This window comes from Bacillus pretiosus (assembly GCF_052947655.1).
Genome location: NZ_CM129593.1, coordinates 4,174,796 through 4,190,534, shown reverse-complemented (window position 1 = coordinate 4,190,534; position 15,739 = coordinate 4,174,796). Strand labels below are relative to the sequence as shown.

The window sequence follows — 15,739 nt, the reverse complement described above, 5'->3', positions numbered from 1 at the left end:
ACATAGATGAACAAAGAAGAAAGAGCAAAAAGACAGTCCAAAATCCGTAATTTCTCTATCATTGCTCATATTGACCACGGAAAATCAACGTTAGCAGACCGTATTTTAGAGAAAACAAACGCGTTAACACAACGTGAAATGAAAGCTCAATTGCTTGACTCTATGGATTTAGAGCGTGAGCGCGGTATTACAATTAAATTAAATGCAGTACAACTAACGTATAAAGCGAAAGACGGTGAAGAGTATATTCTTCACTTAATCGATACTCCAGGACACGTCGACTTTACGTACGAAGTATCTCGTAGTTTAGCGGCTTGTGAAGGTGCGATTCTTGTTGTGGATGCAGCACAAGGGATTGAGGCGCAAACATTAGCGAACGTATATTTAGCGCTTGATAATAATTTAGAAATATTACCAGTTATTAATAAGATCGACTTACCAAGTGCGGACCCAGAACGTGTACGTCAAGAGGTAGAAGATGTAATTGGTTTAGATGCATCGGAAGCTGTACTTGCTTCAGCGAAAGCTGGTATTGGTATTGAAGATATTTTAGAACAAATCGTTGAAAAGGTACCAGCTCCAACAGGGGATTCAGAAGAGCCTTTACAATGTATGATTTTCGATTCTTTATATGACCCGTACCGCGGTGTAATTGCATATATCCGTGTTGTAAATGGAACGGTAAAAGTTGGCGATAAAGTACGTATGATGGCAACTGGAAAAGAATTTGAAGTAACAGAAGTAGGTGTGTTTACACCGAAAACAACGCAACGTGACGAGTTAACAGTAGGTGATGTAGGTTTCTTAGCAGCATCTATTAAAAACGTAGGTGATACACGCGTAGGTGATACAATCACACATGCAAAACGTCCGGCTGCAGAGGCGTTAGCAGGTTATCGTAAATTAAACCCAATGGTATTCTGTGGTTTATATCCAATCGATTCTGCACGTTACAACGACTTACGTGATGCGTTAGAAAAATTAGAGTTAAACGATTCTGCTCTTGAGTTTGAACCAGAAACATCTCAAGCGCTAGGATTTGGTTTCCGTTGTGGTTTCTTAGGACTTCTTCACATGGAAATCATTCAAGAACGTATTGAACGTGAATTTAAAATCGATTTAATTACAACAGCACCAAGCGTTATTTATAAAGTTTATTTAACGAACGGTGAAGATGTTATTGTTGATAATCCATCTAATATGCCAGATCCACAGTCTATTGATCGTGTAGAAGAGCCGTTTGTGAAGGCTTCAATTATGGTTCCGAATGACTATGTTGGAGCTGTAATGGAAATTTGCCAAGGGAAACGTGGAACGTTTATTGATATGCAATATTTAGATGAAACACGTGTTACACTAACATACGAAATCCCGTTATCAGAAATCGTATATGACTTCTTCGATCAGTTGAAATCAAATACGAAAGGATATGCATCGTTTGACTACGAGTTAATTGGCTACAAACCATCGAAACTTGTGAAAATGGATATTCTTTTAAATAACGAACAAGTCGATGCTCTATCATTTATCGTACACCGTGATTCAGCGTATGATCGTGGTAAAGTAATCGTAGAGAAATTAAAAGAATTAATTCCAAGACAACAGTTCGAAGTACCAATTCAGGCGACTATCGGAAACAAGGTTGTAGCACGTTCTACAATTAAGGCGATGCGTAAAAACGTACTTGCGAAATGTTACGGTGGTGACATTTCTCGTAAGCGTAAACTTCTTGATAAGCAAAAAGAAGGTAAAAAACGTATGAAGTCTGTTGGTTCTGTAGAAGTACCGCAAGAAGCATTCATGGCTGTACTGAAAATGGATGACAACTAATAATTGATTGTTATTTCATGCGGATTGAGATAAAAAAAGAAGTCGTTTATACGGCTTCTTTTTTATGTATAATTACTTTTTAGACAACGTAGCTTCTCTCATTTACAATAGTGAGGTGGCTATATTTATGAATGATTGATATAGAGTTAGGAGACTATTAATGTCCGAAAATATTCGAAAAGATATTCACGAAAAAATACAAAATGGCAATTTTAATTGTGAAAAGGAATTGACGCTTTCTATTATTAGCGGGAAGTGGAAAGTTGTGATACTGTGGCATCTTGGTGTGGAAGGACCTCATCGTTTTAGTGAATTACAACGATTATTCCCAAGCATTTCTCATAAAGTTTTGTCGAACCAATTAAAAGAGTTAATGGAAGATGGGATTGTTGACCGAACAGTATACCCAGAAATTCCTCCGCGAGTAGAGTATTATATGACGGAATTAGGCATGTCGCTTTTACCGATCGTTGAAATGATGTATGATTGGGGAAAAATGCGAATGGAACAAATTCGTAATACGTTAGAGAAGTGAAGATTCCTCCGGAGTGCGGAGGTTTTCTTTTTAGAAAGGTAGGAGTTATATTTGGTTCAAGCTGCATATATTCATATTCCATTTTGTCAGCATATTTGTCACTATTGTGATTTTAATAAAGTGTTTATTGAACGCCAACCAGTCGATCAATATTTAGAGTATTTAGAGAAAGAAATAATAAATACAGTTCAAAAAGTACCGTTTGATAGTATGAAAACGATTTTTGTTGGTGGAGGAACTCCGACAGCGTTAAATATGGAACAGACAAAAAAGTTACTAGATATTATAAACCGTCGCTTACGTCCGTTTGCTCCAAATTGTGAATTAACATTTGAAGCGAATCCAGGTGATTTACCAAAAGAGAAGTTAAATGTATTGCTAGAAGGTGGAGTGAACCGAATTAGTTTTGGTGTGCAAACATTTCGGGATGAGTTGCTTGAGAAAATTGGGCGTAAGCATACGAGGGAAGATGCATTTGTAGCAATTAGAGAAGCGCAGGAAGTGGGCTTTAAAAATATAAATGTAGATATTATTTATGCTCTGCCAGGGCAGACGATAGAAGATGTAAAAGAAACATTAGACATTGCTTTTACGCTTGGTGTACAACATTTCTCAGCATATTCATTAATTGTGGAACCGAAAACTGTGTTTTATAACTTAATGAATAAAGGGAAATTAAGACTTCCAGGTGAAGATCATGAAGCAAAAATGTATGAAATGGTAATGGATGAAATGGAGAAACACGGCTATAGCCAGTATGAAATTAGCAATTTCTCAAAAGGTGATAATGAAAGTAGACACAATCTCACATACTGGAATAATGAGGAGTATTATGGATTTGGAGCTGGAGCGCATAGTTATGTAAATGGAGAACGTATCCAAAATGTAGGGCCGCTCAAGCAATATTTCAATAAAATCGATGAAACTGGATTTCCGTATTTAGATGTTCACGCGGTGACGGAGAAAGAAAGAATGGAAGAAGAGTTGTTCTTAGGACTTCGAAAAACACAAGGTGTATCTAAAATATTGTTTCAAAAGAAATTTAATATGGAGATGAATCAAGTTTTCGCGAAGCAGTTGCAAAAAAATCAAGAACAAGGCTTGCTTGAAGAGAAAGATGGATATGTTCGTTTAACGCGAAAGGGAAAATTATTAGGGAATGAAGTATTCCAATCATTTTTGATTGACTAATTAAATGTTCCATAAACGTGAAAAAGTTTCATTATTTCGTGACGTTTCCGTTGACAATTGAATGTCAATTTTGGTAAGTTATTAATAGATTTAGCACTCGAAGACAAAGAGTGCTAACAGAGGTGATGATGAGATGCTTACGGAACGTCAGCTCTTAATTTTACAAACAATTATTGATGACTTTATTGGATCAGCGCAACCTGTTGGGTCGAGGACGTTGGCTAAGAAAGATGAAATTACGTTTAGTTCAGCTACTATTCGAAATGAAATGGCTGATTTAGAGGAACTAGGATTTATTGAGAAAACGCATAGTTCTTCAGGACGTGTTCCTTCTGAAAAAGGATATCGTTTTTATGTAGACCATCTTTTAGCGCCGCAAAACTTACCGAACGATGAAATTGTACAAATTAAAGATTTATTTGCTGAAAGAATTTTTGAAGCGGAAAAGATTGCACAGCAATCTGCTCAAATTTTATCAGAGCTTACGAATTATACGGCCATTGTTCTTGGACCGAAGTTAAGCACAAATAAACTTAAAAACGTACAAATTGTACCGCTTGATCGTCAAACTGCAGTCGCTATTATTGTAACTGATACAGGGCATGTACAAAGTAAAACGATTACCGTTCCGGAATCTGTTGATTTATCAGATTTAGAAAAAATGGTTAATATTTTAAATGAAAAGCTGTCGGGTGTACCAATGGCAGAACTGCATAACAAAATCTTTAAAGAGATTGTTACAGTTTTACGTGGATATGTTCATAATTACGATAGTGCAATAAAAATGTTAGATGGTACATTTCAAGTTCCTTTATCGGAAAAGATATACTTTGGAGGCAAAGCAAATATGCTTTCGCAACCAGAGTTCCATGACATTCACAAAGTAAGATCCTTGCTGACGATGATTGATAATGAAGCCGAGTTTTATGACATTTTGCGTCATAAACAAGTAGGTATTCAAGTGAACATTGGTAGGGAAAACTCTGCGACGGCCATGGAAGATTGCAGTTTAATTTCTGCAACATATTCGATTGGAGAAGAACAGCTTGGAACAATTGCTATTTTAGGTCCGACAAGAATGCAATACTCTCGGGTAATTAGTTTGTTACAGTTATTTACGAGACAATTTACTGATGGACTTAAAAAGTAAATGAGAGTAATACATTCGCTCAAGTAATGAAATTTTCATTGCTGTGTGTAATATATAATGCTTAAGGAATTGTGTTCAGCATAATACCTAATACCTTTTAAGGAGGTGAATATTGTGGAAGAGCGTAACGAACAAGTGGTAGAAGAAGTAAAAGAAGCGCAAGTTGAAGAAGCTGTCACGACAGAAAACAGTGAAAAAACTGTAGAAGAAAAAAGTGAGGCTGCTCTTTTACAAGAAAAAGTAGATGAGTTACAAGCGAAGCTAACGGAAACGGAAGGTCGCACATTACGTCTACAAGCTGATTTTGAAAATTATAAGCGTCGTGTCCAAATGGATAAACAGGCTGCTGAAAAATATAGAGCACAAAGTCTAGTTTCAGATATTTTGCCAGCTCTTGATAATTTTGAAAGAGCGATGCAAGTGGAAGCAACTGATGAGCAAACGAAATCCTTGTTACAAGGTATGGAAATGGTGCATCGTCAATTGCTAGAAGCGTTGACTAAAGAAGGCGTTGAAGCGATTGAAGCTGTTGGTAAACAGTTTGATCCTAATGAACACCAAGCTATTATGCAAGTGGAAGATAGTGAATTTGAATCAAACGCGGTAGTTGAAGAATTCCAAAAAGGTTATAAACTAAAAGACCGTGTGATTCGCCCATCAATGGTAAAAGTAAATCAATAATTTACATAAAAGTAGGAGGATTCGCCATGAGTAAAATTATCGGTATTGACTTAGGTACAACAAACTCTTGTGTAGCTGTTATGGAAGGTGGAGAACCAAAGGTTATCCCAAATCCAGAAGGAAACCGTACAACACCTTCTGTTGTAGCTTTCAAAAATGAAGAGCGTCAAGTTGGGGAAGTTGCAAAGCGTCAAGCAATTACAAACCCAAATACAATCATGTCTGTTAAACGTCATATGGGTACAGACTACAAAGTAGAAGTTGAAGGTAAAGATTATACACCTCAAGAAATTTCTGCAATCATTTTACAAAACTTAAAAGCTTCTGCTGAAGCATACTTAGGTGAAACAGTAACGAAAGCTGTTATTACAGTACCTGCATACTTCAACGATGCAGAACGTCAAGCAACAAAAGATGCTGGTCGTATCGCTGGTTTAGAAGTTGAGCGTATCATTAACGAACCAACAGCAGCAGCGCTTGCTTACGGTTTAGAAAAACAAGATGAAGAGCAAAAAATCTTAGTATATGACTTAGGTGGCGGTACATTTGACGTATCTATCCTTGAGTTAGCAGATGGAACATTCGAAGTTATTTCAACTGCTGGTGACAACCGTCTTGGTGGAGATGACTTTGACCAAGTTATTATTGACCACTTAGTAGCTGAGTTCAAAAAAGAAAATAACATTGATTTAAGCCAAGATAAAATGGCACTTCAACGTTTGAAAGATGCAGCTGAAAAAGCGAAAAAAGATCTTTCTGGCGTAACACAAACACAAATTTCATTACCATTCATTAGTGCTGGAGCTGCTGGTCCATTACACTTAGAATTAACGTTAACAAGAGCGAAATTCGAAGAGATTTCAGCAGGTCTTGTTGAAAGAACGTTAGAGCCAACTCGTCGTGCATTAAAAGACGCTGGTTTTGCTCCAAGCGAATTAGATAAAGTTATCCTTGTTGGTGGATCTACTCGTATCCCAGCTGTACAAGAAGCTATTAAACGTGAAACTGGTAAAGAACCATATAAAGGTGTAAACCCTGATGAAGTTGTAGCATTAGGTGCTGCAGTTCAAGGTGGCGTACTTACTGGTGATGTAGAAGGCGTACTATTATTAGACGTAACTCCACTTTCTTTAGGTATTGAAACTATGGGTGGTGTGTTCACGAAATTAATCGAGCGTAACACTACAATTCCAACAAGTAAGTCACAAGTATTCTCAACAGCTGCTGATAACCAACCGGCAGTAGACATTCACGTATTACAAGGTGAGCGTCCAATGTCAGCTGACAACAAAACATTAGGTCGTTTCCAATTAACAGACCTTCCACCAGCACCACGTGGTATTCCACAAATCGAAGTAACATTCGATATTGATGCGAACGGTATCGTTAACGTACGTGCAAAAGACTTAGGAACAAGCAAAGAGCAAACTATTACAATCCAATCTTCTTCAGGTCTTTCTGATGAAGAAGTAGATCGTATGGTACAAGAAGCGGAAGCAAATGCTGACGCTGACCAAAAACGTAAGGAAGAAGTTGAACTTCGTAACGAAGCTGACCAACTTGTATTCCAAACGGATAAAGTTGTAAAAGATTTAGAAGGTAAAGTGGATGCGGCTGAAGTTGCAAAAGCAACAGAAGCGAAAGAAGCATTACAAGCTGCGATCGAGAAGAACGAGCTTGAGGAAATCCGTGCGAAAAAAGACGCTTTACAAGAAATCGTACAACAATTAACTGTTAAATTATACGAGCAAGCTCAAGCAGCTGCAGGGCAAGCAGAAGGTGCACAAGGAGCACAAGATGCTGGCGCGAAGAAAGACAATGTAGTAGACGCTGAGTTCGAAGAAGTAAAAGAAGATAAGTAATATAAATAAGTAAGATGACAAAAAGTCAAAGTCAAGCGTGCCTTGACTTTGGCTTTTTTCACGAATGAAAAGAAAAGTGTGAGGTTCTTAAGTTTTTTACTTTGCATACTGTAAGTGAGGAAACTTTGTTGCAAAGCACTTTCTTTCGGTGTTAAAATTACGTTTATGTGAAAGATTCGGGGGTTGTAAATTTATGAGTAAACGAGACTATTATGAGATCCTTGGACTTAGCCAGGGTGCTTCAAAAGATGAAATAAAAAAAGCGTATCGTCGTTTGGCTAAAAAATACCATCCAGACGTAAGTAAAGAAGAAAATGCAATTGAAAAGTTTAAAGAAGTACAAGAAGCATACGAAGTATTAAGCGACGATCAAAAGCGCGCGCAATATGATCAATTTGGTCATGCTGGTGCAAATCAAGGTTTCGGTGGCTTTGGCGGCGGAGGAGACTTCGGCGGTGGCTTCGGTTTCGAAGATATCTTTAGTTCGTTCTTTGGCGGCGGTGGCGGTAGACGTCGTGATCCAAATGCTCCGCGTCAAGGTGCTGACTTACAATATCAAGTTACTTTAGAGTTTGAGGAAGCTATTTTTGGTAAAGAATTAAATGTTGAGATTCCAGTAGAAGATCCATGTGATACTTGTAAAGGTAGCGGAGCGAAACCAGGAACTTCAAAAGAAACATGTAAACATTGTTCAGGATCAGGGCAAGTAAGTGTAGAACAAAATACACCATTTGGTCGTATCGTAAACCGTCAAGCTTGTGGTCATTGTTCAGGAACTGGTCAAATGATTAAAGAAAAATGTACGACGTGTCACGGTTCTGGTAAAGTACGTAAACGTAAAAAAATCAATGTTAAAATTCCAGCAGGTATTGATAATGGTCAACAAATTCGTGTATCTGGAAAAGGTGAAGCGGGCGTAAATGGCGGACCGGCAGGAGATTTATATGTTGTTGTTCATGTGAGAAATCATGAATTCTTTGAGCGTGAAGGAGATCACATTATTTGTGAAATGCCATTAACATTTGCGCAAATGGCACTTGGTGCTGAAGTGGAAGTTCCTACTGTTCATGGGAAAGTGAAGCTAAAAATTCCAGCAGGAACACAAACCGGAACAGAATTCCGCTTAAAAGGAAAAGGTGCTCCGAACGTACGTGGATACGGTCAAGGAGATCAATATGTAGTCGTTCGTGTTGTTGTACCGACGAAATTAACTTCACATCAAAAAGAGTTATTACGTGAATTTGCGGGACAAGAAGAGCAGGATGATAGTTTATTTGGAAAGCTTAAACGTGCTTTCAAAGGGGAATAATGGAAATAAAAAATGGAGTTGGTAAATTGTGAAATGGTCAGAAGTTAGTATTCATACAACAGAAGAAGCAGTAGAAGCTGTCTCTCATATTTTACATGAAGCTGGTGCTAGTGGAGTTGCGATTGAGGATCCAGCGGAGTTGACGAAAGAGCGCGAGCAACAATATGGTGAAATTTATGCATTGAACCCAGATGAATATCCGGCGGAAGGTGTATTAATAAAAGCATATTTCCCACAAACGGATTCTTTACAGGAAACGATTGCGGGTGTAAAATCATCTATTGATATGCTTCCATCTTACGACATCGAAATTGGTACTGGAAATATTACCGTTAACGAAGTCAATGAAGAAGATTGGGCTACTGCTTGGAAAAAATATTACCATCCAGTACAAATTTCTGATACATTCACAATTGTGCCGACGTGGGAAGAATATACACCAGCTTCTCCGGAAGAAAAAATTATTGAATTAGATCCAGGTATGGCGTTTGGGACAGGAACTCATCCGACAACAACGATGTGTATTCGTGCTTTAGAAAAAACAGTTCAGCCAGGTGATACTGTCATTGATGTAGGAACAGGTTCTGGTGTACTTAGTATTGCAGCGGCAAAATTAGGTGCGTCTTCTGTTCAAGCGTATGATTTAGATCCGGTTGCAGTGGAAAGTGCAGAAATGAATGTACGTTTAAATAAAACAGATGATATCGTGTCTGTTGGGCAAAATAGTCTTTTAGAAGGTATTGAAGGTCCTGTTGATCTAATCGTAGCTAACTTATTAGCAGAAATTATTCTTTTATTCCCTGAGGATGCAGCAAGAGTTGTGAAGTCGGGCGGATTATTTATTACATCGGGCATTATTGCAGCGAAGGAAAAGATAATTTCTGAAGCGCTAGAAAAAGCTGGATTTACAATTGAAGAAGTATTACGAATGGAAGATTGGGTAGCAATTATTGCACGAAATGCGTAATATAGATTTTAGTTTATAATGAAAAGGGGAGTCTCTCACTATAAGGTGAGGGACTTGCCGTTTGTTATATGAAAAAATGATAACGTTTCGTTCTTTTCGTAAGTGTTGACTTACGAAAGGAACGAAACTCTACTAAGGTGATTATATGCAACGTTATTTTGTAGAAGAGAAATATGTAAATGAGACAAGTATTCGCATTGTAGGTGATGACGTACATCATATCGCAAGAGTGATGCGTATGTCAGCTGGTGATCACATTTATTGCTGTGTAAACGGAAAAACAGCAGTATGTTCAATTGATGAAATTACCAGTGAATTTATTAATACGGCTATTGTAGAATGGGTAGAGGCGTCAAGTGAACTTCCTGTTTTCGTGACGATTGCAAGTGGACTGCCAAAAGGAGACAAGCTAGAGTTAATTTTCCAAAAAGGAACTGAGCTTGGGGCGGCCGCATTTTTACCATTTCAAGCATCTCGCTCTATTGTAAAATGGGATGCGAAAAAAGCTGATAAAAAAGTTGAGCGTTTAAGAAAAATTGTGAAAGAAGCTGCGGAACAATCGCATAGAAGCGAAATTCCAGAAGTGCATGCTCCGGCATCATTTAAGCAATTGCTTTCAATGAGCAATGAGTATGATGTATGTCTTGTTGCGTACGAAGAGGAAGCAAAACAAGGTGAGAAATCCAATTTTGCTAAAGCTTTAACGACGATGAAACCAGGCCAAAAACTATTGATTGTATTTGGACCAGAAGGTGGTTTAGCGGAGGAAGAGATTACTACGCTTCGTGAACATAAATTTGTACCATGTAGTTTAGGACCAAGAATTTTAAGAACAGAAACGGCGCCGTTATATGCGTTAAGTGCTGCTTCGTATCATTTTGAATTGATGGGGTGATGATCAATGTCAACTGTTGCGTTCCATACGTTAGGTTGTAAAGTAAACCACTATGAAACAGAGGCCATTTGGCAATTGTTTAAACAAGGTGGATATGAAAGAACTGAATATGAAAAGAAAGCTGATGTATATGTTATTAATACGTGTACAGTAACGAATACGGGGGATAAGAAAAGCCGTCAAGTTATTAGACGTGCTGTTCGTCAAAATCCGGATGCGGTTATTTGTGTAACGGGATGTTATGCACAAACATCTCCAGCGGAAATTATGGCGATTCCAGGTGTAGATATTGTAGTTGGTACACAGGATCGTGAAAAGATGTTAGGATACATTGAAGAATTCCGCAAAGAGCGTCAACCAATTAATGCGGTCCGCAACATTATGAAAACACGTGTATACGAAGAACTGGATGTACCTTATTTCACGGATCGTACACGTGCATCTTTAAAAATACAAGAAGGTTGTAATAATTTCTGTACATTCTGTATTATTCCTTGGGCACGTGGTTTAATGCGTTCTCGTGATGGAAAAGAAGTTATTAAACAAGCGCAGCAATTAGTAGATGCAGGTTATAAAGAAATCGTATTAACAGGTATTCATACAGGTGGGTACGGTGAAGATATTAAAGATTATAACTTAGCTGGATTACTTCGTGATATGGAAGCGGAAGTAGGCGGATTAAAACGTCTTCGTATTTCTTCTATTGAAGCGAGTCAGATTTCAGATGAAGTAATTGAAGTGTTAGATAAGTCTGAAGTAGTTGTACGCCACTTGCACATTCCATTGCAATCTGGATCTAATACTGTATTAAAGCGTATGCGTCGTAAGTATACGATGGAATTTTTCCAAGAGCGTTTAGATCGATTGAAAGAAGCGTTACCAGGCCTTGCGATTACATCGGATGTAATCGTTGGTTTCCCAGGTGAAACAGAAGAAGAATTCATGGAAACATACAATTTCATTAAAGAGAATCGCTTCTCTGAGTTACACGTATTCCCTTACTCAAAGCGTACAGGAACACCTGCAGCGCGTATGGAAGATCAAGTTCCTGAAGATGTGAAGAATGATCGTGTTCATCGTTTAATTGAATTATCTAACCAATTAGCGAAAGAGTATGCGTCACAGTTTGAAGGGGAAGTGCTTGAGATCATTCCGGAAGAGCAATTTAAAGAGGGCGACCGTAAAGGGTTATATGTAGGCTATACGGATAACTACTTAAAAATTGTATTTGAAGGATCAGAAGAGTTAATTGGTAAGCTAGTGAAAGTGAAAATTACGAAAGCTGGTTATCCATATAACGAAGCGCAATTTGTTCGTGTTCTTGAAGATGATGTAAAAAAGGAATCAGCAAGCGCATAAAATGAAACTTTAATCAGTGGGGTTTTTGTTCCTCCCCACTAATTATCAGCCGGATTCCTACCTAAGTTCTTTGCTTGTGCTGAATTTTGAGGTGGGGGGGCTTACTGCCCGGCAAATAGCGGAATAAAAAAAGCATGCAAACGGAAACGATTTGCATGCTTTCTTTTTTTCGTGGAGAAGTTAAGTACTGAAAAAGGCAGGTACGTCGAATGAGTAGTTGTTTCGTACATTCCTGCATTAAAAAAGATGTAATGATAAAAATATAGTTGTCTTCAGGGGAAATGGATAATAGCTATCTACGTAGCTTTTGAACAGGAAAGGGCATCTATTCTTCTTTTATTCTGCCAAATAGTTGACCTGAAGTGATAAAATGTATTATAATCGTAAAAGACATGCTGAAGAAGGGTTTCTTTTTGCATGCTGAAATTAGTATGTAAGTGTGATGTTTCGGAGGGAGGGAAAGAGAATGTCAAAAACAGTCGTTCGTAAAAACGAGTCTTTGGAGGATGCACTTCGCCGTTTTAAAAGATCGGTTTCTAAAACTGGTACACTTGCTGAAGCAAGAAAGCGCGAGTTTTATGAAAAACCAAGTGTAAAACGTAAGAAGAAATCTGAAGCGGCAAGAAAGCGTAAATTCTAAGAGAGGGTGTAAGTGATGAGTCTTCTCGGTCGTTTAAACGATGATATGAAACAAGCGATGAAGAATAAACAAAAAGAAAAATTAACCGTTATTCGTATGGTTAAGGCTGCTTTACAAAATGAAGGTATTAAACTGCAACATACTCTTACTGAAGAAGAGGAATTAACAGTTTTAGCTCGTGAAGTAAAACAGTATAAGGACTCCCTCCTTGAATTTAAAAAAGCTGGTCGTGAAGACCTTGTTAATAAACTGCAAAGTGAAATTCAGATTTTAAGCGCATATTTGCCGGAGCAATTAACAGAAGAAGAACTAGCGAATGTAATTAAGCAAGTTATTTCTGAAGTTGGTGCAACTTCTAAAGCAGATATGGGTAAGGTGATGACTGCTGTTATGCCGAAAGTAAAAGGTAAAACAGACGGATCACTTGTGAATAAGTTGGTTATCCAGCTATTAGCATAAAAAAACGTCTCATTTCGTATGAGACGTTTTTTTATGCTTTTTTTCAGTTTGGACGTGATATTACAAGCTCTTTTTTCATACATATGGGATGAGAGGGGGTCTTTTGAGATGAAAAAATTAGAACAAATGAAGAATTGGTTAACAAAGCAAATAGACCTGCCAGTGGATGTGCTAATGGATCTACCTCGGATCACGCTTGTTGGGCAAGTGCATATCTATATAGAAAATCATCGGGGTTTATTAGTGTTTTCAGATAAAGAAGTAAGATTGTTATTAAAGCACGGTCAATTATTAATTAAAGGGCAATCCTTTATTATTAAAACAATCCTTCCAGAAGAACTTTTGCTTGAAGGAATAATTGAGCAAGTGACATTTTTAGAAAACGAAAAAAAAGAGGAGTGAGGGAAACTTCCATATGTGAAGTTTTTCTTCGTTATTTTCGTGATTCGACCTTACTATTCAGTTTATCTCGCTATTTATGGGTGGTAGAACTCTTTATTTCATTTTCGTACGAGCTATTTTGCTAATTAAAGTGAAAAAAGTAGTGTGTATACTTTTGGAAAGGTAGTGGAGATAGTAGATGAAAAATAAATGGTTTATAAAGTGGCTTGGATATGTAAAAGTACGAATTGAAGGTAGAGGTGCAGAACGGTTCGTTAACGAATGTGTACGTAGAAAATTATTAGTTTGGGATGTTAAGAAAATTGCTGATGAAACGTTAGTTTTTTGTATGTTATTACGAGATGTGAAGAAAATAAAACCAATTTATAGAAAAAATGAATGTAAATTATATTTTATTGGGCGTTACGGTTTTCCTTTTTTGAATAAGCGTTTAATTAAAAATAGTGGATTCTTAATTGGTTTTTTAATTTTCTTTTTTGGCATGATTGCATTATCCAATATGGTTTGGAAAATTGAAATTACAGGAGCGAAACCTGAAACAGAATATATATTGATGAAAGAATTGGACAAAATGGGTATTAAAAAAGGAAAATTACAATTCCAAATGCCTAATGTAGAAGATGTACAACGTCATTTGACAGACAATATTAATGCGATTACTTGGGCGGGATTAGAAATAAGAGGAACGACGTACCATTTTAAAATTGTTGAAAAAAACGAGCCGAAAAAAGAAAAGGAACAAAGACCGCAAAATTTAGTTGCAAAAAAAGAAGCGATTGTGACAAAAACATTTGTTGAAGTAGGAAAACCAGTTGTCTTGAAAAATGACCATGTCGAAAAAGGACAGCTTCTCGTATCAGGGATATACGGTAATGAGGAGAGTCCGACGATTGTTTCGGCGAAAGGTATTGTATATGGAGAAACGTGGTACACATCTGAGGTGAGTGTACCACTAAAGACGCAATTTCAAGTATATACTGGCAATGCGTATAATGAGCATTACCTTACATTTGGGAGTGCGAAAATAAAAATATGGGGATTTCAACATGATAAGTATAAACGCTCTCGTACTGAAAGTGTAAAACACGATGTGAAACTATTTGGTTTTACACTGCCGATCGCGTATGAAAAAGATATTGTACGAGAAGAGGAAGAAGCGAATCGGGAATATACAGAAAAACAGGCAATGAAAGTAGCGAAAGAGATGGCTGAAAAAGAACTAAAGAAAAAATTGGATGAACATGCTATGATTGTAAGTGATAAGATTTTGAGTAAAGAGGTTGAGGCGGATCAACTAAAAGTCACATTGCATTATACTGTGATCGAAAATATTGCAGAGCCACAACCAATATCCGAATCCGATATTCAAGGAGACTGAGTAATGGCAGAACAATTAGTAGAAATGAACCAACAATTGGAAAATGCTAACGAAGCAATCGCTCTTTTTGGAGTCAATGATGCTCATTTGAAAGTAATTGAACGGGAATTGAATGTATCGATTGTAACTAGAGGTGAAACTGTTCATGCATCTGGAGCAGTTGAAACTGTGACACTCGTAGAAAAAATCTTACAGCAATTACTTGTTGTTATTCGAAAAGGTATATCAATTACTGAAAGAGATGTTGCGTATGCAATTCAGCTCGCACAACAAGGGAAAATTGCTCAATTTGAAGAGTTATATGAAGAAGAAATCTTTAAAACGGCAAAAGGTAAATCCATTCGTGTAAAAACAATGGGGCAAAGAAGATATATTCATGCAATGAAGAAGAATGATATTGTATTTGGAATGGGACCTGCTGGGACTGGGAAAACATACTTAGCTGTAGTAATGGCTGTGAGAGCTTTAAAGCAAGGGTATGTAAAGAAAATTATTTTAACGAGACCGGCTGTAGAAGCTGGAGAAAGTTTAGGTTTTTTACCAGGAGATTTGAAAGAGAAGGTAGATCCGTATTTACGTCCATTGTATGATGCTTTGCACGATATTCTTGGACAAGAATATACGCAACGTATGATGGAGCGAGGGGTAATTGAAATTGCACCTCTTGCTTATATGAGAGGGCGTACGCTCGATGATTCATTTGTTATTTTAGATGAAGCGCAAAATACAACGGGTGCACAAATAAAAATGTTTTTAACTAGATTAGGTTTTAGTTCTAAAATGGTTATTACGGGGGACCCTTCACAAGTAGACTTACCAAAAGGGGTAAAATCAGGGCTTTCGCTAGCTTCTAACATTTTATCTGGTGTATCAGGTCTTTCATTCATTACATTAGAACAAACGGACGTTGTGAGGCATCCGCTGGTGCAACGTATTATTGAGGCATATGATAAAATGGAATGATCCTATTTGTCAGGATCATTTCTTTTTGTATTAAGGTTGGCGAACGGCATATTTTTTACTATCATAAAAGATAAGAGAAATAAACTATAGGTGCTGGTGTATCAAAATGTTACTTAAA

General features: G+C 37.3%; 15 protein-coding genes. All 15 read left to right on the top strand.

The annotated features are described in order from the left end of the window. Positions 1 to 6 precede the first annotated feature (6 nt). The 15 genes from lepA (at position 7) to ACU8YW_RS21495 (ending at position 15,621) form a co-directional block, all read left to right on the top strand. Positions 7 to 1,830, top strand: coding sequence for an elongation factor 4 (gene lepA, locus ACU8YW_RS21565; RefSeq protein WP_001030960.1), 1,824 nt, complete (start codon positions 7 to 9; stop codon positions 1,828 to 1,830). 160 nt (positions 1,831 to 1,990) lie between these two features. Continuing rightward, complete coding sequence (locus ACU8YW_RS21560; RefSeq protein ID WP_001293536.1) at positions 1,991 to 2,365, top strand: winged helix-turn-helix transcriptional regulator; 375 nt, start codon at positions 1,991 to 1,993, stop codon at positions 2,363 to 2,365. Between the two features lie 51 nt (positions 2,366 to 2,416). Continuing rightward, on the top strand, positions 2,417 to 3,556 hold the full coding sequence (gene hemW / locus ACU8YW_RS21555) for a radical SAM family heme chaperone HemW (RefSeq protein WP_000249446.1): 1,140 nt from the start codon (positions 2,417 to 2,419) through the stop codon (positions 3,554 to 3,556). 133 nt (positions 3,557 to 3,689) lie between these two features. Further along, a complete protein-coding gene (hrcA, locus tag ACU8YW_RS21550) occupies positions 3,690 to 4,706 on the top strand; it encodes a heat-inducible transcriptional repressor HrcA (protein WP_000954947.1) in 1,017 nt (338 codons plus the stop codon). Between the two features lie 114 nt (positions 4,707 to 4,820). After that, positions 4,821 to 5,387 (top strand): nucleotide exchange factor GrpE, encoded by a 567-nt coding sequence (gene grpE / locus ACU8YW_RS21545; RefSeq protein ID WP_000392716.1) that lies wholly within the window; start codon positions 4,821 to 4,823, stop codon positions 5,385 to 5,387. Positions 5,388 to 5,413: 26 nt separating this feature from the next. Further along, positions 5,414 to 7,249: a chaperone protein DnaK gene (dnaK, locus tag ACU8YW_RS21540; RefSeq protein WP_000034697.1), complete on the top strand. Its 1,836-nt coding sequence runs from the start codon at positions 5,414 to 5,416 to the stop codon at positions 7,247 to 7,249. A gap of 193 nt (positions 7,250 to 7,442) precedes the next feature. After that, positions 7,443 to 8,558, top strand: coding sequence for a molecular chaperone DnaJ (gene dnaJ, locus ACU8YW_RS21535; RefSeq protein WP_088064429.1), 1,116 nt, complete (start codon positions 7,443 to 7,445; stop codon positions 8,556 to 8,558). A gap of 28 nt (positions 8,559 to 8,586) precedes the next feature. Beyond that, entirely contained in the window at positions 8,587 to 9,525 is a 939-nt protein-coding gene (gene prmA, locus ACU8YW_RS21530; RefSeq protein ID WP_000872122.1) for a 50S ribosomal protein L11 methyltransferase, read from the top strand. 145 nt (positions 9,526 to 9,670) lie between these two features. Continuing rightward, positions 9,671 to 10,420, top strand: a complete 750-nt coding sequence (locus ACU8YW_RS21525; protein ID WP_064474770.1) for a 16S rRNA (uracil(1498)-N(3))-methyltransferase — start codon at positions 9,671 to 9,673, stop codon at positions 10,418 to 10,420. 6 nt (positions 10,421 to 10,426) lie between these two features. Then, on the top strand, positions 10,427 to 11,779 hold the full coding sequence (mtaB, locus tag ACU8YW_RS21520) for a tRNA (N(6)-L-threonylcarbamoyladenosine(37)-C(2))-methylthiotransferase MtaB (protein WP_000108688.1): 1,353 nt from the start codon (positions 10,427 to 10,429) through the stop codon (positions 11,777 to 11,779). A gap of 466 nt (positions 11,780 to 12,245) precedes the next feature. After that, a complete protein-coding gene (gene rpsU / locus ACU8YW_RS21515; protein ID WP_000048061.1) occupies positions 12,246 to 12,419 on the top strand; it encodes a 30S ribosomal protein S21 in 174 nt (57 codons plus the stop codon). 15 nt (positions 12,420 to 12,434) lie between these two features. Continuing rightward, positions 12,435 to 12,878 (top strand): GatB/YqeY domain-containing protein, encoded by a 444-nt coding sequence (locus tag ACU8YW_RS21510; RefSeq protein WP_000054579.1) that lies wholly within the window; start codon positions 12,435 to 12,437, stop codon positions 12,876 to 12,878. Between the two features lie 108 nt (positions 12,879 to 12,986). After that, positions 12,987 to 13,280, top strand: coding sequence for a sporulation protein YqfC (yqfC, locus tag ACU8YW_RS21505; RefSeq protein WP_000732264.1), 294 nt, complete (start codon positions 12,987 to 12,989; stop codon positions 13,278 to 13,280). 178 nt (positions 13,281 to 13,458) lie between these two features. Next, entirely contained in the window at positions 13,459 to 14,658 is a 1,200-nt protein-coding gene (yqfD, locus tag ACU8YW_RS21500) for a sporulation protein YqfD (protein ID WP_000792473.1), read from the top strand. Between the two features lie 3 nt (positions 14,659 to 14,661). Next, a complete protein-coding gene (locus ACU8YW_RS21495) occupies positions 14,662 to 15,621 on the top strand; it encodes a PhoH family protein (RefSeq protein WP_000840500.1) in 960 nt (319 codons plus the stop codon). The last annotated feature ends 118 nt before the right edge of the window (positions 15,622 to 15,739 follow it).